Origin of the sequence: Bradyrhizobium sp. S3.3.6, assembly GCF_040546905.1 — a bacterium.
Classification (GTDB): domain Bacteria; phylum Pseudomonadota; class Alphaproteobacteria; order Rhizobiales; family Xanthobacteraceae; genus Bradyrhizobium; species Bradyrhizobium cytisi.
Genome location: NZ_JBEPOT010000015.1, coordinates 21,133 through 45,110, shown reverse-complemented (window position 1 = coordinate 45,110; position 23,978 = coordinate 21,133). Strand labels below are relative to the sequence as shown.

The 23,978-nt window shown below is 63.9% G+C and carries 22 protein-coding genes and 1 tRNA gene; 12 read left to right on the top strand and 11 right to left on the bottom strand.

Annotated elements, in window-relative coordinates:
- Positions 1-114: 114 nt before the first annotated feature.
- Complete coding sequence (locus ABID59_RS31990) at positions 115-1,725, top strand: ABC transporter substrate-binding protein (protein ID WP_354086009.1); 1,611 nt, start codon at positions 115-117, stop codon at positions 1,723-1,725.
- A gap of 36 nt (positions 1,726-1,761) precedes the next feature.
- Here ABID59_RS31990 and ABID59_RS31985 read toward each other — a convergent pair whose 3' ends face one another.
- Positions 1,762-2,901 carry an amidohydrolase/deacetylase family metallohydrolase gene (locus tag ABID59_RS31985; protein WP_354086008.1) on the bottom strand — a complete coding sequence of 380 codons (1,140 nt, stop codon included), beginning with the start codon at positions 2,899-2,901 and terminating at the stop codon, positions 1,762-1,764.
- A gap of 345 nt (positions 2,902-3,246) precedes the next feature.
- Between ABID59_RS31985 and ABID59_RS31980 the strand changes: the two genes are divergently transcribed.
- Both ABID59_RS31980 and ABID59_RS31975 read left to right on the top strand, forming a co-directional pair.
- A complete protein-coding gene (locus tag ABID59_RS31980) occupies positions 3,247-4,269 on the top strand; it encodes an alpha/beta fold hydrolase (RefSeq protein WP_354086007.1) in 1,023 nt (340 codons plus the stop codon).
- Between the two features lie 16 nt (positions 4,270-4,285).
- Positions 4,286-5,791, top strand: a complete 1,506-nt coding sequence (locus ABID59_RS31975; protein WP_354086006.1) for a GMC family oxidoreductase — start codon at positions 4,286-4,288, stop codon at positions 5,789-5,791.
- An 88-nt stretch (positions 5,792-5,879) separates the two neighbouring features.
- Here the strand turns inward: ABID59_RS31975 and ABID59_RS31970 are convergent.
- Positions 5,880-5,956: transfer RNA gene (locus ABID59_RS31970), tRNA-Arg, on the bottom strand.
- A 161-nt stretch (positions 5,957-6,117) separates the two neighbouring features.
- On the opposite strand from ABID59_RS31970, the gene ABID59_RS31965 reads away from it, so the two are divergent.
- Positions 6,118-6,468, top strand: coding sequence for a VOC family protein (locus ABID59_RS31965; RefSeq protein ID WP_354036409.1), 351 nt, complete (start codon positions 6,118-6,120; stop codon positions 6,466-6,468).
- Between the two features lie 127 nt (positions 6,469-6,595).
- Here the strand turns inward: ABID59_RS31965 and ABID59_RS31960 are convergent, their stop codons facing one another.
- Positions 6,596-8,122, bottom strand: a complete 1,527-nt coding sequence (locus ABID59_RS31960) for an AMP-binding protein (RefSeq protein WP_354086005.1) — start codon at positions 8,120-8,122, stop codon at positions 6,596-6,598.
- A 126-nt stretch (positions 8,123-8,248) separates the two neighbouring features.
- Positions 8,249-9,277, bottom strand: coding sequence for an alpha/beta hydrolase (locus ABID59_RS31955; RefSeq protein WP_354086109.1), 1,029 nt, complete (start codon positions 9,275-9,277; stop codon positions 8,249-8,251).
- 209 nt (positions 9,278-9,486) lie between these two features.
- On the opposite strand from ABID59_RS31955, the gene ABID59_RS31950 reads away from it, so the two are divergent.
- Entirely contained in the window at positions 9,487-10,095 is a 609-nt protein-coding gene (locus tag ABID59_RS31950; protein WP_187434923.1) for a hypothetical protein, read from the top strand.
- Positions 10,096-10,247: 152 nt separating this feature from the next.
- On the opposite strand, the gene ABID59_RS31945 is transcribed toward ABID59_RS31950, so the two are convergent.
- Positions 10,248-10,463 (bottom strand): hypothetical protein, encoded by a 216-nt coding sequence (locus ABID59_RS31945; RefSeq protein WP_354086004.1) that lies wholly within the window; start codon positions 10,461-10,463, stop codon positions 10,248-10,250.
- A gap of 12 nt (positions 10,464-10,475) precedes the next feature.
- A complete protein-coding gene (locus ABID59_RS31940; protein ID WP_354086003.1) occupies positions 10,476-11,480 on the bottom strand; it encodes a 2-dehydropantoate 2-reductase in 1,005 nt (334 codons plus the stop codon).
- Between the two features lie 143 nt (positions 11,481-11,623).
- Between ABID59_RS31940 and ABID59_RS31935 the strand changes: the two genes are divergently transcribed.
- Both ABID59_RS31935 and ABID59_RS31930 read left to right on the top strand, forming a co-directional pair.
- Positions 11,624-12,232, top strand: coding sequence for a YidB family protein (locus tag ABID59_RS31935; RefSeq protein WP_148751906.1), 609 nt, complete (start codon positions 11,624-11,626; stop codon positions 12,230-12,232).
- A gap of 28 nt (positions 12,233-12,260) precedes the next feature.
- Positions 12,261-12,533 (top strand): GlsB/YeaQ/YmgE family stress response membrane protein, encoded by a 273-nt coding sequence (locus ABID59_RS31930; protein WP_187434924.1) that lies wholly within the window; start codon positions 12,261-12,263, stop codon positions 12,531-12,533.
- Between the two features lie 131 nt (positions 12,534-12,664).
- Here the strand turns inward: ABID59_RS31930 and ABID59_RS31925 are convergent, their stop codons facing one another.
- Complete coding sequence (locus ABID59_RS31925) at positions 12,665-13,450, bottom strand: SDR family NAD(P)-dependent oxidoreductase (protein WP_354086002.1); 786 nt, start codon at positions 13,448-13,450, stop codon at positions 12,665-12,667.
- Between the two features lie 248 nt (positions 13,451-13,698).
- Here ABID59_RS31925 and ABID59_RS31920 point away from each other — a divergent pair, with 248 nt between their 5' ends.
- The 3 genes from ABID59_RS31920 to ABID59_RS31910 are packed head-to-tail and all read left to right on the top strand — an operon-like array spanning position 13,699 to position 16,776.
- Positions 13,699-14,763 (top strand): acyl-CoA dehydrogenase family protein, encoded by a 1,065-nt coding sequence (locus ABID59_RS31920; RefSeq protein WP_354086001.1) that lies wholly within the window; start codon positions 13,699-13,701, stop codon positions 14,761-14,763.
- Between the two features lie 16 nt (positions 14,764-14,779).
- Positions 14,780-15,940, top strand: coding sequence for an acyl-CoA dehydrogenase family protein (locus tag ABID59_RS31915; RefSeq protein WP_354086000.1), 1,161 nt, complete (start codon positions 14,780-14,782; stop codon positions 15,938-15,940).
- A gap of 17 nt (positions 15,941-15,957) precedes the next feature.
- Positions 15,958-16,776, top strand: a complete 819-nt coding sequence (locus ABID59_RS31910) for an enoyl-CoA hydratase/isomerase family protein (protein ID WP_148751910.1) — start codon at positions 15,958-15,960, stop codon at positions 16,774-16,776.
- A 57-nt stretch (positions 16,777-16,833) separates the two neighbouring features.
- Here ABID59_RS31910 and ABID59_RS31905 read toward each other — a convergent pair whose 3' ends face one another.
- The 3 genes from ABID59_RS31905 to ABID59_RS31895 form a co-directional block, all read right to left on the bottom strand.
- Positions 16,834-17,580 carry a VOC family protein gene (locus tag ABID59_RS31905; RefSeq protein ID WP_354085999.1) on the bottom strand — a complete coding sequence of 249 codons (747 nt, stop codon included), beginning with the start codon at positions 17,578-17,580 and terminating at the stop codon, positions 16,834-16,836.
- Between the two features lie 2 nt (positions 17,581-17,582).
- Positions 17,583-18,371, bottom strand: a complete 789-nt coding sequence (locus ABID59_RS31900; RefSeq protein WP_354085998.1) for an enoyl-CoA hydratase — start codon at positions 18,369-18,371, stop codon at positions 17,583-17,585.
- A 141-nt stretch (positions 18,372-18,512) separates the two neighbouring features.
- Positions 18,513-19,718: an ABC transporter substrate-binding protein gene (locus tag ABID59_RS31895; RefSeq protein WP_354085997.1), complete on the bottom strand. Its 1,206-nt coding sequence runs from the start codon at positions 19,716-19,718 to the stop codon at positions 18,513-18,515.
- Positions 19,719-19,977: 259 nt separating this feature from the next.
- Between ABID59_RS31895 and ABID59_RS31890 the strand changes: the two genes are divergently transcribed.
- Both ABID59_RS31890 and ABID59_RS31885 read left to right on the top strand, forming a co-directional pair.
- A complete protein-coding gene (locus ABID59_RS31890; RefSeq protein ID WP_354086108.1) occupies positions 19,978-20,829 on the top strand; it encodes a thermonuclease family protein in 852 nt (283 codons plus the stop codon).
- Positions 20,830-20,964: 135 nt separating this feature from the next.
- On the top strand, positions 20,965-22,356 hold the full coding sequence (locus tag ABID59_RS31885; protein WP_354085996.1) for a M48 family metalloprotease: 1,392 nt from the start codon (positions 20,965-20,967) through the stop codon (positions 22,354-22,356).
- 133 nt (positions 22,357-22,489) lie between these two features.
- Here ABID59_RS31885 and ABID59_RS31880 read toward each other — a convergent pair whose 3' ends face one another.
- Positions 22,490-23,818 carry an MFS transporter gene (locus tag ABID59_RS31880; RefSeq protein ID WP_148751914.1) on the bottom strand — a complete coding sequence of 443 codons (1,329 nt, stop codon included), beginning with the start codon at positions 23,816-23,818 and terminating at the stop codon, positions 22,490-22,492.
- Between the last annotated feature and the right edge of the window lie 160 nt (positions 23,819-23,978).

The window sequence follows — 23,978 nt, the reverse complement described above, 5'->3', positions numbered from 1 at the left end:
CAACGATTTTCAGATTGGTGGGAGCAAGCCTGCTTGTCGCGCCTCGCTCCCCGCCATACGCTGCCCGTCATCGGCAGCCGCCATCTGATCTCGTTTGCATCGGGAGAATTGCGAATGGTTCACGTCTCGCGACGGAAACTGCTTCAGCTTGCGGCCGTTGCCCCATCGGCACTTCCCCTGGCCTGGTCGTCGGCTGCATCGGCCGCGAGCGGAAAGAAAGTCCTGACTGCGGTGATGCAATCGGACCTTCGCATCACCGACCCCGGCTTCACGACGGCCATCATCACCCGCGACCATGGCTACATGGTCTACGATACGCTGCTCGGCATCGATTCCAGCTTCAAGGTGCAGCCGCAGATGGCCGACTGGACGGTGTCCGCGGACAGGCTGACCTACACCTTCATTCTGCGCGACGGCCTGAAGTGGCATGATGGCGCCCCGGTGACGGCGGAGGATTGCGTCGCCTCGCTGAAGCGCTGGTGCACGAGCGTCGACGGCATGGCGCGCAAGCTGGTGGACTTCACCGCGGGCATCGAAGCCGCGGACGGCAAGACGATCGTCCTCAAGCTGAAGGAGCCCTATGGCCTCGTGCTGGAGACGATCGCCAAGCCGTCGGCCGTTGTCGCCTTCATGATGCCGAAGCGGTTGGCGGAGACCCCGATCACCAAGCAGATTCCGGAGCAGATCGGCTCCGGCCCATTCAAGTTCGTCGCGAGCGAATTCCAGCCCGGCGTGAAAGCCGTTTACGAAAAGAACACCGACTATGTGCCGCGCAAGGAGCCGGCGGAATGGACATCGGGCGGCAAGGTGGTGAAGGTCGACCGCGTCGAGTGGCTGACGATGCCGGACGCACAGACCGCGCTCAACGCGCTGCAATCAGGCGATGTCGATTTCGTTGAAACGCCACCGTTCGACATGCTGCCCGCGCTCGAATCCAATCCGGACATCAACGTGTCGATCCTGAACAAGTTCGGATTCCAGTCGTTCGGCCGGATGAACTTCCTGCATCCGCCGTTCGACAATGTGAAGATCCGCCGCGCCGCGATGCTTGCGATCAACCAGAAGGACGTGCTCGACGCGCAGATCGGCAATCCCAAATACTACAAGTTCTGCGGCGCATTCTTCATCTGCGACACGCCGCTCGCCAGCGACGCCGGCGGCGAGACCCTGGTCAAGGGCAACGGCATGGCGGACGCCAAGAAGGCGTTGGCCGAGGCCGGTTATGACGGCACGCCCGTGGTGATCCTGGCGCCGACCGACCAGATCCTGCTGAAAGCGCAGCCGGTCGTGGTCGCACAGCTCCTGCGCGAGGCCGGCTTCAAGGTCGATCTTCAGGCGATGGACTGGCAGACCGTGGTCACCCGTCGCGCCAACCAGAAGTCGCCGAAGGAAGGCGGCTGGAACATGTTCTTCACCTACCAGGGCGCGGCCGACTCCTTGAACCCGCTGGTCAACGTCCCAATGGGCGGCAAGGGCACGAGTGGCGGCTGGTACGGCTGGTCCGAGGACCCCAAGCTCGAGGAGCTGCGCGACGCCTTTGCCCGCGCCATCTCACCGGAAGAGCAAAAGAAGATCGCCTTCGACATACAGAAGGAGGCCTACGATCAGGTGATCTACGTTCCGCTCGGCCAGTTCCAGGCGCCGAGTGCATGGCGCAAATCGCTCACCGGCGTGATCGACGGCCCGGCGACGCCGATGTTCTGGAATGTGGACAAGAACGAGTAGTTTCCTCTCCCCGTTCTCACGGGAAGAGGCAAAGCCCTAATTCGGATGCCACCAGCGACCGCCGATGACGACGCCTTCGGAGACGATCCTGCGATCGCCGATCAGGTGCTCGCCGACCACGTCCTCATAGTCGAACTGACCCTGCTTGACCGAGATCAGCGTGGCATCGCCGACGCTGCCCGGCTTGAGGCTGCCGAGCTCGGGCCGCCGCAACGCCATTGCGGCGTTCTCGGTCGAGGCCGCGATCACGTCCGACAGTGACATGCCCATGCAGAGGAATTTCGACATCGTCGTCACCTGGTCGAAGGCGGGGCCGTCGATGCAGAGCTGATGGATGTCGGATGAGATGGTGTCCGGATAGAAGCCGTTGGCGAGCATGGCGCGCGCGGTCTTGAACGCAAACGAGCCCTTGCCGTGGCCGATATCGAACAAGACGCCGCGCTCGCGCGCGTCCAGCACCGCCTTCTTCACCGTGCCTTGCGCGGTCGCCGGCGTGTTCGGGAACGGGCGGAATGCATGGGTCAGCACGTCGCCGGGGCGCAGGCGGGCCAGCACCTCTTCATAGGTCGGGGGCGGATGATCGATATGCGCCATCAAGGGCATGCCGACCTCGTTGGCGACCTCTAGCGCGATGTCGAGCGGCACGGTCCCCGATGTGCCCGAGGAGTGCAGTCCGACGCGCACCTTGATGCCGACGATGAGATCGCGGTTGGCATCCGCGACCTTGGCCGCATCGATCGGATTCATCAGCCGCAATTCCTCGCTCTCCCCGACCATGATCCGGTGCGAGAAGCCAAAAATGCCGGCATGGGAGACGTGGAGATAAGCGAGGATGCGGACCTGGCTCGGCTCGATCACATGCTTGCGGAAGCCCGCGAAATTACCGGGGCCGGCGCTGCCGGTGTCGACCGAGGTGGTGACGCCGGAGGCGCGGCAGAATTCCTCGGCATCGATGCCGAGCGAGGTGCCGCCCCAATAGACGTGGGTGTGGAGATCGATCAGGCCCGGCGTCACGATGAGCTGCGAGACGTCGCGGACCTCAGTCGCCGGATCCGCCTTGAGCCCGCTGCCGACGGCGGCGACCTTGCCACCCGAAAATGCGACATCCGTCACGGCATCGAGCTTCTGGGACGGGTCGACCACACGGCCGCCGCGCAGGATCAAGTCGAAAGGCATTGTCGTCTCCGGATGGGCAGTGAGGCGTGGCGGGACGTGCCGGGCCAGGCCAGGAAGGAAGCCGTTCGCTTCTAGCAATTTTTGCGCCGACGAGCCCAGCAAACCGCGACGATAGCCCATGCAAAACGCACCGTCTCGGGACCTCTTGCGGACTGCCGCTCCGACGGTTCACCGGCGAAGAACGTCAGGAGCTAAACAGCGTTTCAAGACATCGTCGATCTGGTCTGAACCGAGGAAGCTTGAGATTAGAAAGTTCATTGTTCCAACAAGCCTTGTTCCAACGCATCGGTTTGCCAGCAGCCACAAAGGCACGATCGAATGGTGATCTAGTTCATCGATCAAGCCATGCGTGAATTTGCCAACTTCCATGACGGCTCCAAGCGACCATCTCTCGGTTATCTCAGGCAGCTCGCAAGGAGAATTTCGATGGAGCCACAGACCATTCAGCGGACAACGCCGAGCGCACCTTCCGATAGGATCGGGCACCGGAAGGCAAAAGCGAACGGGCTCGATCTTCACTATCTCATCGCGGGCGAAGGGCCCGCTATTCTTCTGCTACATGGGTTCCCGCAGCATTCGCTGATGTGGCGGCGGGTGCTGGCGACGCTTGCGTCCGACCATAAGGTCATCGCGCCGGACCTTCGCGGCACCGGAGGAACGACCATCACGCCTGCAGGTTACGACAAGCGGACCATGGCCGCCGACGTGCAGCAGCTTCTAAGTCAGCTCGACCTCCAGCATATCGATGTCGTCGGCTACGACCATGGCGCCGGGGTCGCCTACCAACTCGCGGCACGCTATCCGGGTCTCGTGCAGCGGCTTTGCGTCATCGAATATGCGCTGCCAGGTTTCGGCTATGAGCAGGAAATGGCGCCGAGGCCGGATCGAAACGCGGGCAGCGCCTGGCAGCTTGGCTTCTTCACGATTCCCGAGGTGGCCGAGCACTTCATCCGAGGCCGCGAGCTGGACCTGCTGACATGGTTTTTCTGGCACGCTGCCTGCAACCCGTCCGCGGTAACTCCGGAAGACTTTGAGGAGTATGTGCGCCAGATCTCGAAGCCTGGGGCATTGCGTGCGGGCATCAACTACTACGCTGCCGTCTGGCAGGACATGGAGGACCACAAGGAAGCCTCGCGCACAAGGTTAAACATCCCCATTCTCGCGCTGGGCGGCGAGTGCAGCTATGGTGAGCATGTCTTCGACGCCTGGGAACCGCTTGCCCACGATGTGCGAGGCGGCCTCATAAGGGACGCTGGCCACTGGCCTGCGGACGAAAATCCGGCAGAGGTCGCTCGTCTAGTTCTGGATTTTTTCCAGCGTAGGGACGAACCGCCGAATCCAGAGCGAGCCCCTGGTTCGCGCCACTAAACACACGAGGAACGCGATGCGTTATGACATCGTCATCATCGGCGGCGGATCAGCAGGCTGCGTCCTTGCCAACCGGCTCAGCGAAGCTTCGGCGCGCACCGTCCTGCTTCTCGAAGCGGGCGACGCGCCGCGCGCGACCGATTATCCGCCCGCGCTGGCCGATGCGGACAGGCTGGGCGGCGGCGCAGATTACGACTGGGGCTACCGCAGCGAGCCCGGCCGTCTCGGTTGCACGATCGCCGCCCAGGCAGCACGAGTTCTCGGAGGCGGATCGGCGATCAATGCCGCGGTCGCAAAGCGGGCGCTGCCCGCGGACTTCGCCAGATGGCGGAAGCATGGTCTCCGAGACTGGGACTTCGCACAGGTCCTTGAATGCTATCGGGCGCTGGAGAATACGCCGACCGGCGCAGATGAATGGCATGGACGCTGCGGCCCATTTCCGATCCGTCAGCCCTCGCCCGCGGACGTCGCAACACCACTCCGCGCTTTCGTCGAGGCCGGCAGGGAGGCAGGCTTCTACGCCATCGACGACTTCAACGGACCAGTGCAGCATGGCGTCGGCATCGATCCGATGAACGTCGTCGATGGCGTCCGCCAGAATACGGGCATCGTCTATCTGCCAGATAACGTGCGATCCCGCGCCAACTTGACGATACGCGGCGGCGTGATGGCTGATCGCATCGAGTTTGATGGCTCGCGTGCAACCCGCCTCCGCCTCGCTGGCGGAGAAGCGGTCGAAGCCGATGTCTTCATTCTCTGCGCGGGCGTGTATGGCAGTCCGGCCATTCTCATGCGCTCCGGCATCGGCCCAGCGGGCGACCTCGAGAGACTTGGAATCGATGTGGTCGCGGACCTTCCTGTCGGGAGGAGGCTGCTCGACCATCCCTTTTACTACAATCGATATGCCCTGAAAGCCGAGGCTGGGAAGATGCATCTTGCCCGCGCCGCGACCATTTGGACGCGGTCCGCTGAGGCTGCTGACGGCGCGCTTGATCTCCAGGTCACGGCGTCAAACTTTGAGGGCCCCGAGAGTCCGACGAGTCGCGGGCTTACGCTCGCTGTGGCCGTGACGGAACCGAAATCGGCCGGCACCCTCATGCTGAGAAGCCGCGACCCGCTCACGCCGCCGGTCATCGATTACAATCTCCTGGCTGATCCGAGCGACCGTCGCCGCATTGTCGAAGGATTTGGATTAGCCCGAAGAATCGCTGGCTCAGCGCCGCTTGCCGAATTGATCGACCACGAACTTGTTCCTGGTGCCGAGATCATCGACGGTGCCGCAGCGTTACAGGCGATTGAGCGGGAGCTCGACACTTTTCATCATGGCTGCGGCACAGTAGCGATGGGGGGCAATCGCAATCCGAATGCCGTAGTCGACGGCGCAGGCCGCGTACGTCAGGTTGAGAGGCTTGGAGTGATCGATGCATCGATCTTCCCGGAGATTCCTTCGACGCCCACCAATCTCACGGTCATCATGCTGGCCGAACGTCTCGCGGCTGCCGCCGGCGATCTACTCCGATAGTGACGCGCCTTTGCCAGTCCGATGCCTCATTCAGTCGCTCGAAGCTCTCGCTCTGGGGGTTGAGGCTCGGCATCAACAAGCGACAAAATGGCGATCCCGGGAAGACTCGAACTTCCGACCTACGGTTTAGGAAACCGTCGCTCTATCCGGCTGAGCTACGGGACCGCGGAACCCGCTCGGCGGGTTCGGCCCCCTCATAGCAGAGCAGGATGCAGTTCGCCAGCCGCAAGGCGGGACCGGCAATCTGGCGCTCGGCTCATCGTAAACCTGCACTTGGCGGCTGTACAATCGGCTCCAAGCCCAAACTCTGGTTAGGAGCCGCCATCATGATCGAGGGCATCAGCGCCATCACTCTCGCCATCCACGACATGCACCGTGCTGTGCAGTTCTACCGCTCGCTCGGATTCGAGATCCTGCACGGCGGTGAGGCTGCACCATTCACGAGCTTTCGCGCCGGCACGGGGTATCTCAATCTGACTGTGCAGCCGGACAAGCGCTGGTCCTGGTGGGGGCGCGTCATCTTCTACGTCGCCGACGTCGACGCGCTCTACGAGCGAGCGCTGGCAGCGGGATGGCAGCCGAGCACCACGCCACGCGATGCCGAATGGGGCGAGCGCTACTTTCATCTCACTGACCTCGATGGTCACGAGCTCAGTTTTGCCCGGCCGTTGTCCTGACCGGATGAGGCTGCCGCAATGTCGCTCAGCCTTAGTCTCAGCGCACTCGGCAATGTCCGCACCGAAACGCTGCGCGCGTTTTCGGCAGCAGATATGACAAAAGATCATCGGCAGGATGCTCTGACGCTCAAGCCCGCGCGAGCGCACCGGCCGGCGCCTTCGCAGGCATGATACGGAAGGCACGACCCTCCTTCATCCACGTCGCGCGCTCGTCGCGCAGCAACGTGCGGCGAACCTTTCCGGAATCGTCGCGCGGCGGCGTGCTGACGATCTCGAAACTCTCGGGATGCTTGTAGCGGCTGAGCCTGTCTTTCAGGAAGTCCGCCATGCCATCCGCAATCGCCTGACCGTCCGCGTTCGCCTCCGGCTCGATGATGGCGTGCACACGCTGGCCCAATTCCGGATCTGGCAAGCCCACCACCACGCAGGACCGCACGCCGGGACATTCGGAAACGGCGGCCTCGACCTCGGCGGGATAGATGTTGGCGCCACCGCGCAGCACCATGTCGGCCAAGCGGTCGCCGAGATAGAGATAGCCTTCGGCATCCAGCCTGCCGATATCGCCGAGCGATTCCCAGCCGTCGGCGCGACGCTTCGGCTCCGCGCCGAGATAGTGGTAGGTGGCGTCCTTGCCGTCATTGTTGAGGAAGTAGATCTCGCCGGTCTCCCCCGGCGCGACGTCGTTGCCGTCCTCGCCGATGATGCGGAGCTTCGCCGTCTCGCCGATCCTGCCGACCGAGCCCTTGTGCGCCAGCCACTCCGTGCCGGAGATGATGCAGGCGCCCTGCCGCTCGGTGCCGCCATAGAGCTCCCACACCCGCTCGGGCCCGAGCCAGGCGATCCAGTTCTCCTTGAGCCAGGGCGGCATCGGCGCCGCCATGTGGAACACGGTCTGCAGGCTCGACACATCGTAAGAATTGCGGACGTTCTCCGGCAGCGCCCAGATCCGATGCATCATGGTCGGAACGAAATTGACCCACTGCACGCGCTCGCGCTCGATCTGCCGCAGCGTCTCCTCGGCGTCGAACTTGACGAGGCCGGTGAGCTTGCCGCCGCCGAACAGCGCGTGGTGCGACACGATGAACGGCGCATTGTGGTAGAGCGGGCCCGGATTGAGCAGCGAGGCGCCGAAAGGCATGTTGAGCGGCGGCGGTGTAACCGTGTCGACGACCGCGGGATTGTGGTCGAGGATCACCTTGGGACGGCCGGTCGAGCCGCCGCTGGTCATGGCCTTCCAGTAGCGCGCCACCGGCGGGTCGATCTGCTCGTCGGAAAAACCTTCCGGCACGAAATCCGCAGGCAGCCGGTTCGGCGCATTCCAGTCGACCTCGCCGCCGACCACCAGCGCGGGCTTGAGAATCTCAAGCACGGCCGCGGCTTCGCCGCGTGGCAGCCGCCATGACAGCGAGGTCGGCGTCGCGCCGCATTTCCAGACCGCGAACGTGGTCTCGAAGAACGCATTGCCGTTGGGCAATCCGATCGCGACGAAATCGCCGGGCTTGACGCCCTTTGCCGCAAATGCCCGCGCGCGCCGGTTGGCGCCACGCTCGAGCTGGTCCCAGGTCAGCCGATCCTGCCCATGCTGAACGGCGACGGTGCCTTCGGGTTTGCGTTGAGCGTACCAGCGCGGCACATCGGACAGGGGCAGCAGCATCAGGCGTTTCCACTTCGTCTTCTTGGCGTCGCCTCAGGATGAGGTGCCCGCGCGACGAAGTGTAACAGCAGCAGCTGGACCTTCAAGGCGCAAGCCTTCAAAGCACAAGCATTCAAAGCGCTCGCATCAGCGCTCCGCGCCACAGCCTGGAATATCGAACAGCGCCGCAAGCCCGCATTTCGAGGTCAGCATCTTGTCGCCGTCATGGCCGACGCCGGCGACATCCCACACGCGATGATTGGGCGTGCCGTGATCGCGCTTGGCTATCGCGTCCACATAGGCGTGGCCGCGGGCGTAGCGATAGGGACCCTGCGCCTTGGCCATGCAGCTCTTGTCCAGCGCAGGATGCTCCGGATTGGTGTCCAGGGTGCCGAGCAGGTAGATCACCTCACGGTCGACATAGCGCTGCTCAAGCGCGGCCGGCGTCGCATCGGCAAGGTAGGGCGGACGCTCGTCCATGCCGTATTTCCAATTATTGTAGCCCGAGCAGGATGCGGCGATGGCAGGCACCGGCCGCTCCGCGCTGAAATACGCATAGGACGAGGGGTTGGCGACGACGTAGCGGACGTCGATGTGCTGACGCGACAGCATCGCCTCGCCCTTGCCGGCAATGGCATAACGCTGCGCGACCTGGCCGCCGCCGGAATGACCGGCGACCACGACCTGCTTCAGGTTCGGGAAGATGCGCCGGTCGGAGAGCTTTGCCAGGATCGCGTCGAGCACCTCGAAGGAGGACACCGGGTTCGGAGCAAGCGCGCCATCGCCGCCTTCCCAACCTTCCAATGACCAGCGCAGCGTATCCGCGGGCAGCTTGTGCGCCTCGATATCGATCTCAGCCAAAAACTGCGGGACGATCATCAGCGCGCTCTTGCCATCGTCCCCTGCCGCGACCTGCGCGGTATGCGCTGACATATAATATTCGTCGGCATTACGCAGGCGTCCGTGCAGCACGATGATTGCGCGCGAGATCGCCGGCAGCGGTATCGACCAGTCGCTGGAGAGATAGAGCGGTAACATCCCCTGGCCGCCGACCGCCAGCCGCGCATCGGCAACAACCTTCACGGGCTTGCGGTTCGGTGCATCCTCGTCGGCGGCGAGCGCGCGGCCACAAGCCAGCGACAATGCGATTGCGGCGAAACAGCTCAGCGCTCTCATGATGAACATTTCCCTTCCAGCTCGAACCGATAAAACTCTAAGCGCATCATGTGCCGCTCGGCTGTGACTCCCGCGCCACGTCAAGCAAAAAATGTCAGCAACCCAGCCGTGAATTTCCCGGGTTCCACGGGTGACAAGGCGGCGATAATGGAGCAAAAATCAGGCCCGACTCAGTTTGGGTTGAGTTTTACAGGGAACGCTCTCGTAGAATGTCGGACCTAGTTGCATCGCGTCGTGCGGCGCTGTTTGTCGTTGCCGCAGCAGGATTTTTCCTGCTGATCGCGTCGCATGCCCACGCGCAATGGTGGAAGCGCGCGCCGGTTGACTTCGAGGAATGCGCCGACGCTGCCGAAAAATCCGCGACCAAGGCCGAGAAGACCGCAGCGCTTGCCGACTGCAACGCAAAATTCGCCGGCCGGCGCAAGGCGGGCGGCGGCTACACCTATTACGACTTCCTCCAGGACCGCACCTTCGACATCGCCGGGCCGAACCCGACGCCGGAGGAGCAGAAGAAGATCGACGAATCCTACACCGCCTATCTCGCCAATCAGCGCCGCAGCAATGAAGCGGCCCAGGCCACGGCACGGCAGCAGCGCGAGCAGCAGGAACAACAGGTGCAGCAGCTTCAGCAGGTCGCACTGCGAACCGAGGCCGAGCGCGTGCCCGTGCCCGTGGAACGGCCGAAGGTGCTGCGACAGAAGGGCGCGCCCTGCACCAAGGGATCGTTCTCCTGCGAATGGCCGCGGCTGTCGGAAAGCCTGAGCGATCTGAAGAGGCTGTTCAGCCCGACGCCGAGCAAGCCGGCGAAGAAGGGCTGAGGCACAGCCGTCATTGCGAGCGGAGCGAAGCAATCCAGAGTCTTTCCGCGGAGGCAGCCTGGATTGCTTCGCTGCGCTCGCAACGACGACGTTGATACAGTCGCGAGCTATCCTGGCACCGTTATCCCGGTTAAGGCTGAGGATGCCGTTCCTTAATTCGTATGCTTCTTCCTGCTATGCTTGGGTGACGTAACCGGAGGAATCCCCGGAGCCTGTACTGTCGGCGGATTGTCCAACGCCGACCGGCTCTCCTTCAAGCGCGCGTCATAGCCCGGGGAATTCGTGACGGTCGGCGGCCGGGCCTCAGCAAATGTGACGGCACCGCATAGCGCGATCAGCGCGAGCCCCAACATCAGCACATACTTCATCGCGCTCCTCCATCAACCGGCACGTATCTGCTGCGGTGAGAGTCCCGGCGGGCCCTTGCCGGCGGTTTCGGCCTGCTTGATCAGCGCAACAATGCGGCGCATCAGCGGCGTATCGACATTATTCTGCTCGGCCAGGGCAATGACCGCCCCCTGGAGATAGTCAATCTCGGTCTTGCGGCCCTGCTTCAGATCCTGCCACATCGAGGAGCGCGCCTCGGGATCGATCTTCATTGTCCGCCCCAGGATCGCGTTGAAGACCATGTCGGGCAATCTCAGCAAGCTCGGCGTCCAGTTCGGCGGGATTGGCGTTGCCGAGGCCGGCGTGATGCCGGCGGCCTTTAGCGCGGCCAGACCTTCCGCCATCTGGTCGGCGAACAATCTTCGCCAGTCGCGGTTCGCCAATTGCGCAGCGAGCGGCATGTCGGACAGGGCGCTAAGCGCGTTGTTCAAGTTGATGATCAGCTTGCCCCATTGCACGCCGGCGATGTCGCGGCTTGGGCGCAAATTAAGCCCCGGCACAGACATCGCCGCCGCCGTGTTGTCCGCATCTTCACCGACATGGATGTCGCCGGAGCTCGAGCGATGGAAACGTCCTTCCCCCATTGCCACCACATTGAACGGCACCATGCCGGCAAGCACGCGCCGGCCACCGAGCCGCTCTTGCAGCACGGCGACATTGCCGACACCGTTCTGCAACGACACGATGACGGCATCCTGAGGCGCGTGCTGCGCGATCTGGTCCGCGACCTCTGCCGTGTCGGCGCTCTTGACCGTGACCAGCACGATGCCGGCGCTGTGGAAGATTGCGGGATCTTCCGACAGCGCGAGCCGGCCCGCATCCAGCTTCTTCTCAGCACCGTCGAAATCCGTCAGCCGCAGGCCGAACCGCTCGATCTCGGTCTTCACCCGCGGCCGCACCAGCATTGCGACCCGACGGTCGGCAGCCGCCAGCTGGCCTCCGACAAAACAGCCGATGGCGCCCGCCCCGGCCACCACGATCGATCGATCCGTAACCACCTGGCCTGCTCCCTGAATGACCGGCCCTCGATAGCAGAGCTGACGCCGGCTGCCCATCGCCCGGTTGCGGCGCAATCGCCTTGTAACCGTCATGAGAGCCTCATATGTTTTGGAAAGGGGCTTGTTACCGGCAGGAGAACGCCATGGGTTTACTCGACGTCCTCAACGGCATGCAGAATGGCCCGCGCGGCCCAAGCGCGCCGAGTTCACAATCCTCATCCAGCGGCGGCATGTCGCCCATGACCATGGCGATCCTTGGTCTGCTCGCCTGGAAGACTTTCAAGCATTTGACGGCGGGCCAGCCAGGCGCAGCGCCGCAGACGGCGCCGGCCTCTATGCCACCGGTGAATGCGGGCCCGGGCGGAGGCCTGGGTGGCGCGCTTGGTGGTGCTCTTGGCGGAGGCGGCGGCCTCGGTGACGTGCTCAAGGGTGGCCTCGGCGGCCTGCTCGCGGGCGGCGCGGCCGGCAGCGTGCTGAGCGGCGGGCTTGGCGATCTCCTCAACCAGCTCCAGCAGGGCGGCCACGGCGAGACCGCGAACACCTGGGTCGGCAAGGGCGAGAACAAGCCGATTGCACCCGGCGATCTCGCCAACGCACTCGGCGCCGACCAGATCCAAAGCCTCTCCGCCCAAAGCGGCCTGTCGCGCGACGAGCTGCTCTCCGGCCTCAGCCAGTATCTGCCGCAGGTGATCGACCACCTGACGCCGGACGGACGGTTGCCGACCGAGAACGAGATCTCAGACAGAGTCTGATTTTAGTCAAACCGAGGGGAGCACTGACATGAGCATGGGCGGCATCTTGTGGATCATCGTCGTCGGCTTCATCGCCGGCCTCATCGCGCGCTGGCTGGCGCCGGGGCCGAACAACCCGTCAGGCTTCATCCTGACCACCATCCTCGGCATCGTCGGTGCGTTTCTGGCGACCTTCGTCGGCCAGGCCATCGGCCATTACAGCCCGGATCAAGGCGCCGGATTCATCATGGCCACGATCGGTGCCGTGGTGGTGCTATTCATCTGGCACCGGCTGGTGGCGAGCGGCGTGATCAAGGGGTGACGGCCTAGGCGTCAGATAGACCCACGCTGCCGGCTCATACTCTGTCATTGCGAGGAGCCCTTGCGACGAAGCAATCCAGACTGTCCCCGCGGAGACGATCTGGATTGCTTCGCTTCGCTCGCAATGACGAGTCAGGTAATCAAATGCATCCCCGCATCCATGCGCACGACCTCGCCGGTCATGTTGCTCGAGGCCGGCATCGCCAGGAAGCAGACGAGCTGCGCGATGTCCTCGGCGGATGAGGCGACCTTGAGCGGCACCTTCGCCACCACGCTGTCGCGCACCTGCTTGGCGCCGGCTTCGCCGCGGCCCTTGGTGAACCAGGGCGTGTCGATATAACCGGGGCACACCGTGTTGACGCGGATCAGCGGCGCGAGTGCGCGCGACAGCGACAGCGTCATGGTGTTGAGCGCGCCCTTGCTCGCGGCATAGGCGATCGACGAGCCGACGCCGCTGATGCCGGCGACCGACGACACGTTGACCACGGCGGACGAGCGTCCCGACGCTTTCGACCCGGCTTCCAGCAAGCTACGCGCCGCCCGCACCATCTGGAACGGGCCGATCGTGTTGACACCGTAGAGACGCTGGAAATCTTCGGCCGACAATCCGTCGAGATCGGCATGGGCGACGTGCTTGGTGGTGCCGGCATTGTTGACGAGGATGTCGAGCCGGCCCCAACCGCTCGCGGCCGCAACGATCTTGCGGCAATCATCATCCTTCGAGACGTCGCCCTGCGCGACCAGAACTTCCGCGGCGCCGGCCTTGCGGCAGAGCTCTGCCGTGGCCTCGGCTTCCTTCTGGCTCGACGAATAGTTGATGACGAGCCGCGCCCCGCTCCGCGCGAGAATTTCCGCGGTCGCAGCACCGAGACCGGATGCGGATCCCGTCACGACTGCGCACAAACCGTCCTTGGCCATCCGGTATTTCCTTCCCTCTGTAAATTGCTGGAGCCCTGTTTAACGAGTTTGCCGCGCCCTGCAAATCAAGCAAACTCCGCTAAGCGGAATTAGCCCAGATTGGTTCTTGCCCCCATGCTAGCGCCGCAGATAGGCCTGCGATCAACGCTTGTCAGGGCCATGGCTTTTTCGGATCATCGGGCGCAAGAAGAGACCGCGCGCCGCACTGACCGGGCAGGACGCGCCAATGGCAAAACACGGGGAACGCTGTGGCGGAGAGTGACAATATCGTCGTCGAGACCGCGGAGAAGATCTTCGCCGATCTCGCCGATCCGCAGACCATTAACAACGACAAGAAGGATACGTGGCAGGCGCCGCTGTGGCAGGCGCTGAGCGAAGCCGGCTTGCCGTTGTCCTGGGTGCCCGACGATCTCGGCGGCTCCGGCGCGAGCCTTGCCGATGGTTTTGCCTTGCTGAATGCCGCCGGCCGTTTCGCGGTCGCGGTTCCGCTGGCCGAGACGATGCTCGCGGGCTGGCTGCTGGCGCAGGCGAAGATCGCTTCGCCCGAAGGCGAGATGACGGTGCTGCCAGCCTCGCCGAAGGATCGGATCACGATGGATGCCGACGGCGCACTCTCCGGCCGCTGCCGCGGCGTGCCGTTTGCCAAAGCGGCAAAATATCTTGCGGTGCTCGCGCATGGCAAGGACGGCGTCTCGATTGCGCTGGTCGATGCAAGCAAGGGCCGGATCGAATCCGGGCTCAATGTCGGCTACGACCATAGCGATACCGTGACGTTCGACAAGGTCCAGCCCATCACCATCAAGCCCGCGCCAAAGCGTTTTGACCAAACCACACTGATGCTGGTGGGCGGTGTCGCGCGCAGCCTTCAGATCGCCGGCGCGCTGGAAGCGATGCTTGACATCTCCGTGCGCTACTCCAACGAGCGCGTCGCCTTCGAGAAGAAGATCTCGAAATTCCAGGCGGTACAGCACAATCTCGCCCGCCTCGCCGGCGAATCCGCCGCGGCACTTGCGGCGGCGACTTCGGCCGCCGATGCGATCGCGAACGCAAAGTCGTTCGACGACGAGGTCTATCTCGAAGCCGCCTCTGCAAAGATCCGCTGCGCCGAGGCAGCAGAGAAAGGCGGCGGCATCGCGCATCAGGTGCACGGCGCGATCGGCTTCACCAACGAGCACATCCTGCACCGGTACTCGTTGCGGGCACTGGCCTGGCGCGACGATTTCGGTTCGGAGAGCCACTGGGCCGTCGAGCTCGGCAAGCTCGTCGCCAAACGCGGCGCCGATGAATTGTGGCCGCTCGTGGCGTCGCGCTGATCGGGAGACGAAACACATGACCGCTGCTCTTCGTTTCGATCCGATCCGCCTGCCCGAGAAGTGCGAGCAACTGCGCAAGGAAGTACGCGCCTTCCTCGCCGAGGAGATCGCCGCCGGCACCTTCGATCCGCACAAGCCCAACCGCGAAGACACCGATGCGCCGGAATTCTCCCGCCGGGTCGGCGCCAAGGGCTGGCTCGGCATGACCTGGCCGAAGAAATATGGCGGCCAGGAGCGCTCCTTCCTCGAGCGTTACGTGGTGACCGAGGAGATGCGCGTCGCCAACGCCCCGACACGACGCTTCTTCGTCGCCGACCGCCAGAGCGGGCCGGTGCTGCTGAAATACGCGCCTGAAAACATCAAGATGGATATCCTGCCGCGCATTTGCCGTGGCGAGATCTGCTTTGCGATCGGCATGAGCGAGCCGAACTCCGGCTCCGACCTGTTCGCGGCGAAGACGCGCGCGACCAGGACCGATGGCGGCTATCTCATCAACGGCACCAAGATCTGGACCTCGTCGGCGCATATCGCCGACTACATGATCGCGATCTTCCGGACCTCGCCGCCGACCAAGGAAAACCGCCGTCACGGCCTGACGCAGTTCCTGGTCAAGATGAAGCAGCCGGGCATCAAGGTGAACCCGATCGGCCAGATCACCGGCCAGTACGAGTTCAACGAGGTCGTCTTCACCGACTTCTTCGTGCCCGAGGATCACGTGCTCGGCGAGGTCGACGGCGCCTGGAAACAGGCGACTTCAGAGCTCGCCTATGAGCGTTCAGGCCCCGAGCGCTTCCTCGAGACCTATTACGTGCTGACCGAGCTGGTCCGGGCGATCGGTCCCAATCCTGACACGCGCAGCGCCGAAGGCATCGGACGCCTCGTCGCGCAGCTCCACACCATGCGGCGCATGTCGGTGTCGGTCGCCGGCATGTTGCAGGCCGGCAAGGAGCCGGTGGTGGAAGCCTCCATCGTCAAGGACATCGGTACGGTCTGGGAGCAACAGCTTCCGCACCGCGTGCGCGACCTTGCCGCATTCGTCGAGGAGACCGCGACCAACCGCGAGACGCTGGAGCGGCAGCTCGACTTCGCGATCAAGACCGCGCCGAAACTCACCATCCAGGGCGGCACCACGGAAGTGCTGCGCGGCATCATCGCCCGCGGGCTTGGTTTGCGCTAATTCAATCGAGGATCATCATGAGCACCTATAAAGATATCGGCGTCGAAAGGGTCGGGCATGTCGGCACCATCGAGATCCGCCGCCCGCCGCTCAACTTCTTTGACATCTCCCTGATCAACCAGATCGCGGATGCGCTCGACGAGTTCGATCGCGACATCGAGATCCGCGCCTCCGTTCTCTCGGCGCAAGGCAAGGCGTTCTGCGCCGGCGCGAATTTCCAGGACCCGGCGCGGCAGGCGCAGGAAGCGCGCGAAGCCGATAAGGCTGCCAAGGGCGATCCGGCCGACAGCCTCGGAGCAATCAATCATCTCTACATCCAGGCCGTGCGCATCTTCCGCGCCAAGAAGCCGATCGTCGCCGCCGTGCAGGGCGCAGCCATCGGCGGCGGCCTCGGTCTTGCGGTGTCGGCCGACTTCCGGGTCACCTGCCCCGAAGCGCGTTTCTCCGCGAATTTCACCAAGCTGGGTTTCCATCCCGGCTTCGGCCTGACGACGACGCTGCCCGAGCTGATCGGCAAGAACAACGCCGAGCTGATGTTCTACACCAGCCGCCGCGTCACCGGCGAAGAAGCCGTCAAATGGGGCCTCGCCAATGTGCTGGTGCCGCAGGACCAGGTGAAGGCGGAGGCGATGAAGCTCGCCGGCGAGATCGCCGAATGCTCCCCGCTCGGCCTGCTCTCTACCCGCGCCACGATGCGCGCCGGATTGGCCGATCGCGTCATGGCTGCGACCAATCACGAGCTCACCGAACAGACCCGCCTGCGCGCGACGGAAGATTTCAAGGAAGGCGTGAAGGCCACGGAAGAGCGGCGTGTGGCGAATTTCAGGGGGCGGTGATTGCAGCTCCGCGCTGCATCCCCGTCGTCCTGAGAGCTTGTGACGGACTACTTCGGGTCAACTGACGCGGAAGATCACGCCGCCCAACAGAAACTCGTTCCCGGCCACTGCAAGCCCCTTTGACCTCGCGACATGGAGCACGTGCGCGGCATCGGCCACCCGAAACTCGAGCGCACTCATGATCTCGCTGGCGCCCTTGACGAAGCGGAAGGTTGCGTTGGGCAGCTTCAGCTCAGAGCCATCAGCTGCCACGCCGATAATCTTGCTCCAATGCTGCGCCAGCCCGTGTGGATCCGGGCTCTGCATCTCCACTGCCGTCAGCGCCTGCGTCACTTCCTTGCGGACGAACTTCTGCCAGTCCGGGCCTGCGGGCGGATACGTTCCAAAAATATCGTCGCTGCCTGCAGTGTGGTTGAACTCGATGAAGGCGGCGCGGCAGTCGCGGGGGTGGAGCTGGACGCCGTGATAGGGCGCGTGGTCGATGACGTTGGCGGTGCGGACGCCAAGCGCATTGGCGTTGCGGCCTCGCTCGTCCGGGTCGTTGCAGCAGAAGATCGCCATGTAGCCGCCGCGACCGCCGCTCTTCTCGATAAAGCGGCCGGCCGTGGTGCCGTCCTTGAAGGGTGCGACGACCTCGAGCATGATCGTGTCGACCGGGAGCAGTGCATTCTCCAGGCCGTATTTGGCGACATTGCCGTCGCGGTAGCAGACGGCGAGGCTCATGATCTCAGTGATATCAGAGATGACAGGCGCGAGCTGCGGCGCGACCAGACAAATCTGCCGCAGCCGCATATAGGGCGCCATCGTCATGCGCCCCTGAAGGCCGGCTTGCGCTTCTCGACGAAAGCCTTCGCGGCCTCCTTGTGATCCTCGGTGTCGCTGCAGCGGGTGTGATGGATGGCTTCACCGTCGAAGCAATCCTCCATCGGCAGATGCTCGGCATTGTTGATGTTGCGCTTGATGTAGCCGAGCGCGATCGATGGCCCCTGCGCCAGCGACAGCGCCAGCTCATGCGCGGCAGCATCAATCTCTGCATCGGGCACGACCTTGGTCACCATGCCGATCGCATGCGCTTCCTTCGCCGTCAGCACGGGCGAGGTCAGATAGAGTTCGCGTGCCCGCGCGCTGCCGAGCAGCTGGGTGAGAAAATAGGTGCCGCCGTAATCACCGGAGAAGCCGACCTTGGCGAAGGCCGTGGTGATCTTGCAGGATTCGGAGGCAACGCGGAGATCGCACGACAGCGCCATCGAAAGACCGGCGCCGGCTGCCGCGCCATCGAGCTGCGCCACCACCGGCTTCGGCATCTGATGCAGGATGCGCGAAACCTCCATGCCGCGACGCAGATTCGCCATCTTCACTTCGAACGGCAGCGGCGCGCGGCCGGCCGCCATCGACTTGACGTCGCCGCCGACGCAGAACGAGCCCCCGGCGCCCTTGAACAGCACCGCGCGCACCTCCGGATCGTCGGCGGCGCGCCGCGCCGCCTCGACCAGGCCGGCGACCATCTCGGGATTGAGCGCGTTCTTCCGCTCGGGACGATTCATGGTGATAGTGAGCAGTCCGCCTTCGAGCTTTTGCAGGACCATGTCGTTCATGGGACGTCTCCCTTGTTGTTGTTGTTAGGTTCTGTCATTCCGGGGCGCGCCACTCGGCGCGAGCCCGGAATCCATCGATCAACCGTCACTGCGGCCAGATGGATCCCGGGTTCGCTTCGCGCCCCGGGATGACGCTTCGCGTCATTTCTTCACCAGCGGGCAGCGCGATTGCTCCAGCGACTGGAACGCCTCGTTGCCGGGCACGGTGGCGACCAGCTTGTAGTCGTCCCAGCGGCCGTTGGACTCCGACGGCTTCTTCACCTCGAACAGGTACATGTCATGGATCATGCGGCCGTCCTCACGGATCTTACCGTTCTTGGCGAAGAAGTCGTTGATCGGCGTGTCCTTCATCACCTTGATGACCGCAGCCGCATCGGTCGTACCGGCCGCCTTCACCGCCTTCAGATAATGCATGACGGAGGAATAGACGCCGGCTTGCGCCGAGGTCGGCATCCGCTTGGTGCGCTCCATGAAGCGTTTCGACCACACGCGGGTCTCATCGTTGAGATCCCAGTAGAAGGCTTCGGCCAGCAGCAGGCCCTGCGCGGTCTCGAGACCGATCGAGTCGATGTCGGAGACGAAAGCGAGCAGCGGTGAGACCTTCTGGCCGCCCTTGGTGATGCCGAACTCGGCGGCCTGCTTGATGGCGTTGACGGTGTCGCCGCCGGCGTTCGCGAGCCCGATCACCTTGGCTTTCGAGGCCTGCGCCTGCAGCAGGAACGACGAAAAGTCCGACGTGTTGAGCGGATGGCGCACGCTGCCGAGCACCTTGCCGCCGGTCTTGGTCACGACCGCGCTAGTGTCCTTCTCCAGGTCCTGGCCGAAGGCATAGTCGGCGGTGAGGAAGAACCAGGTGTCGAGGCCCGACTTCACGGCCGCAAGGCCGGTCACGTTGGCCTGGCCGTAGGTGTCGAATACATAGTGGATGGTGTAGGGACCGCAGGCCTCGTTGGTGAGACGGATCGAGCCCGGGCCGTTGAACATGATGATCTTGTTGCGCGCCTTCGCGATCTCGCCGGCGGCAAGTGCGGTCGCAGACGCCGCGACGTCGTAGATCATTTCGACGCCCTGATTATCGAGCATGTCGCGGGCGAGGTTGGCGGACAGGTCGGCCTTGTTGAGATGGTCGGCCGCGATCACCTGGACTTTGCGCCCCAGCACCTCGCCGCCGAAATCTTCCACCGCCATCTTGGCTGCGGTCTCGCTGCCGGGACCGGTGATGTCGGCATAGAGGCTCGACATGTCGAGGATGCCGCCGATCTTCAAGGGTGGCTTGTCCTGGGCCTGCGCAACAGTCGCGCTGAGAGCCAAGGCGGCGGCAAAAATGCCGGACAAAATATGCTTCATTGAAAAGGACCTCCCTTGATCGCCTGACTCTTGAATGGCGGCTTGATTATTGCTGTTGGCAAACGCTGTTGCCGCAATCATGCCGCACGCGCAAGAGCGCAGCAAGCAGAAGCGCGATGCGGGTCTTTCGACGGGCCTCATGTTTTCCGCAAAGCGGAATGGTGACATATGGATAAATATCTCCACGTCATTGCGAGCGCAGCGAAGCAATCCAGAATCCCTCCGTGGAAAGACTCTGGATTGCTTCGCAGCGCTCGCAATGACAGAGTCTGAGGAAGCCTCTTCGCGCCTCTCTCCGCTTGGGTTAATACTGAAGCACAACGCAACCTCTCCGGGTCTCGTGACGCAACGGCTTCGCCTCATCGTCGCATTTGTTCTCGCCGCAGGTCACACTGCGTTCGCGGCGCCGTGCCAATTCGAAACACAGGGCGAAGGCCGCGTCGTTGGAATCGTCGATGCGCGCAGTGTGCGTTTCGACGACGGCCGTGAGGTGCGCCTCACCGGGATCGAGCCCACTGCGTCGACCAGGCAAGCGCTGACCTCGTTGCTCGCCGGCCGCGACGTGACGCTGCGCGGCACGGACGACACACCCGACCGCTACGGTCGCCAGGGCGCGCTGCTGTTCATCGGCGAAAGCGACACCTCGGTACAGGCGATGCTGCTCGCCCAAGGCGACGCCCTCGTCTCGGCCGAGATCGCGGACAAGGAGTGCGCCACCGCGCTGATGTCGTCAGAGACCGAGGCGAGGCGCCAAAAAAAGGGCAACTGGGCTGACCCGTCGGCCATAAAAAACGCGGAAAGTCCGGACGATATTTTGGCCGGGAAAGGGCGCTTTGTGGTGGTCGAGGGCAAAGTCCTGTCGGTCCGGCAAGCTGGGGCAATGACCTACCTCAACTTCGGACGGAACTGGACACACGGCTTTGCCGCGACTATTTCAAAGCGCATGGTGCCGGCGTTCGAAAGCGCTGGAACGACGCTTAAGTCCCTGGAAAATAGGTACATTCGCGTCAGGGGCTGGATTGAGGGGACTACGGGGCCGCGTATCGACGTGCTCCGGGTGGGACAGGTCGAGTTGCTGGGCGCAAGCGAGCCGATTGGGGTAAGGCCCTGACCAGGGGCCAGGCACGGGTTAAGCGACGTGAATGGGGTGCTAGAACAGCACAAAAAGGGCGAAGGACGCCGCCTTCGGGCCGCGCCGGCCGCGCTTTGCCTAGTTCTGGGCACGGCTCTCGCCGGCTGCGGCGATATGGGCCGGTTCCAGACCGCAGCGGCGCCGGCGACCATCGCGTTGCCCAAGCCGAAGCCGGCTGTCGCCCAGACCCCCGCCACCGAGAAAGAGCACGAGCGCATCCTGGCGAGCTATGGCGGGGCCTATGACGACCCCAGGCTCGAATCATTGGTTAGCAAGACCGTCGACCGGCTCGTCGCGGCATCCGACCGCCCTGACCAGGGCTACAAGGTCACCATCCTCAATTCCGGCGCGGTGAACGCTTTCGCGCTGCCGAACGGCCAACTCTATGTCACCCGCGGGCTGCTCGCGCTGGCCAGTGACACCTCCGAATTGTCCTCCGTGCTCAGCCACGAGATGGCGCATGTGCTGTCGAAGCACGCCGCGATGCGCGAGGACCAGGCGCGCCAGGCCGCCATCGTCACCCGCGTCGTCACCGACATGAGCACCGATCCCGATCTCACCGCGCTCGCGCTCGCCAAGACCAAGCTCACCATGGCGAGCTTTTCGCGCAATCAGGAATTCGAGGCCGACGGCATCGGCGTCGGCATTTCCGCCAAGGCACATTTTGACCCGTATGGTGCCGCACGCTTCCTCTCCGCGATGGAGCGCAATGCCGAGCTGAAGGCCGGCAAGAGCTCGCTCGATCCGCGCGCGCAGGATTTCACCTCATCGCATCCGGCCACGCCCGAGCGGGTGCAGAATGCGCAGACCATTGCTCGCCAATATGTCGCCCCAGAAGGTGGCGAGCGCGACCGCGAGAGCTATCTCGCCGCGATCGACAACCTCGTCTATGGCGAGGACCCCAGCGAAGGCTTTGTCCGCGGCCGGCGTTTCCTGCATCCAAAACTCGGCTTCACCTTCCAGGCGCCGGACAATTTCACGCTCGACAACACTGCGCAGGCCGTGATTGGCGTACGCGAGGGCGGCTCGCAGGCGATGCGCTTCGACGTCGTGCGTGTGCCGGCCGAGCAGTCACTGGGCGACTACCTCAATTCCGGCTGGATGGAGGGCGTCGAGAAGGCGTCCACCGAAGACATCACCATCAACGGTTTTCCGGCCGCGTCTGCCACCGCCAAGGGCGACCAGTGGCAGTTCAAGGTCTATGCGCTGCGCTTCGGCAGCGACGTCTACCGCTTCATCTTCGCCACGCGGCAGAAATCGACCGAGAGCGATCGCAATGCGCGCGAGACCGTCAATTCGTTCCGCCGCCTGACCCTCGAGGAGATCCAGGCCGCCCGTCCGCTGCGCATCAAGGTCATCACCGTGCAGCCCGGCGACACCGCGGAATCGCTGTCTCACCGCATGGCCGGCGTCGATCACCCGGCCGAACGATTTCGTGTGCTGAACGGCCTCGATCGCACCGCGCAGGTGAAGGTGCGTGACCGCGTGAAGATCGTGACGGATTGAGGCGCGCCGAGCTGCCGTAGGTGGGCAAAGCGAAGCGTGCCCACCACTTCTGCGCCAGTGGAGGAGGGATGGTGGGCACGGCGCAAGGGCGCCTTTGCCCACCTACAAAAGCTCTTGTAGCTGCTGTTTGTACTTAGCCGCCCGCGTCCATGTCACCCACCTCGCGCTGGCCGCTGAGCCAGAGCGCGAGCAGGGTCCAGAACGCGCCGGAGAGCAGATAGGCACCCGAGGCGATGACGCCGAAATTGGTGGCGAGCAGCAGCGCGACCAGCGGAGCGAATCCGGCGCCGAACAGCCAGGCCATGTCCGAGGTCAGCGCGGACGCCGTGTAGCGGTACATCTGCTTGAAGTTCGAGGCTATCGCGCCCGACGACTGACCGAAGGAGAGGCCGAGCAGGATGAAGCCGATCACCATGTAGATGGTCTCGCCGAACGCGCCGGCGTCGAGCAGCTGCGGGGCGAAGCCACTGTAGATCGCGATCGCGATCGCCGATCCCATCAGCAGCGACTTGCGGCCGACCCGGTCGGCGATGACGCCGGAGGCCACGATCGCGGCAACGCCGAACACGGCTGCGACGATCTCGATGATTAGAAATCGCACCGGGCTTTCGCGGGTGAACAGGAACACCCAGGACAGCGGAAACACCGTGACCATGTGGAACAGTGCGAAGCTCGCGAGCGGCGCGAACGCACCGAGCATGATGTTGTGGCCTTCGCGGGCAACCGTGTCGGAGATGCGCGAGGGCTGCAATTCGCGGGTTTCGAACAAAGATGCGTATTCCTCGGTCGTCACCATGCGCAGGCGCGCGAACAGCGCCACGACGTTGATGGCGAAGGCGACGAAGAACGGATAGCGCCAGCCCCAGTCGAAGAAATCGTCGGCCGAGAGGTTACCTGCGAAATAGGCGAACAGCGCGCTCGCCACGATCAGCCCGAGCGGTGCGCCGAGTTGCGGCACCATCGCGTACCAGCCGCGCTTGGAGGCCGGCGCGTTCAGCGCCAGCAGCGAGGCCATACCGTCCCAGGCGCCGCCCCAGGCCAGACCCTGCGCGATACGCGCCAGTGCTAGCAGCCAGATCGCGGCGACGCCGATGTCGTGATAGCCAGGCAGGAACGCGAGCGCCACGGTGGCGGTGCCGAGCAGAAACAGCGCCGAGACCAGCTTGGCCGTCTTGCCGTACTCCCGGTCGACCGTCATGAAAATGACGGTTCCGACCGGCCGGGCGATGAAGGCCAGCGCGAAAATCATGAAGGAATAGAGGGTGCCGGTCAGCTCGCTCGTGAACGGGAACACCAGGCGCGGAAACACGATCACCGAGGCGATCGCGTAGACGAAGAAGTCAAAGAATTCCGAGGTGCGGCCGATGATGACGCCGATGGCGATCTCGCCAGGACTGGCCAGGTCGTGGCCGTGCTCGCCCGAGTGGAGGTCTGCCATTGCGGGGGTCTGTGCCGTCGCCATGCGTGCGCCCTTAACGTCCTGAAAACCAAAGCCGACCGCCCGGCGGAACGCCAGCCAATCTTGCCTTGTTTGGCCCAACATCCCGCACTGCAACATTGGACAAATTGTCCAATGTCCGGATTGCTGCGCCGCAGCTACCCATTGGCCCCGCAAAGGAAAC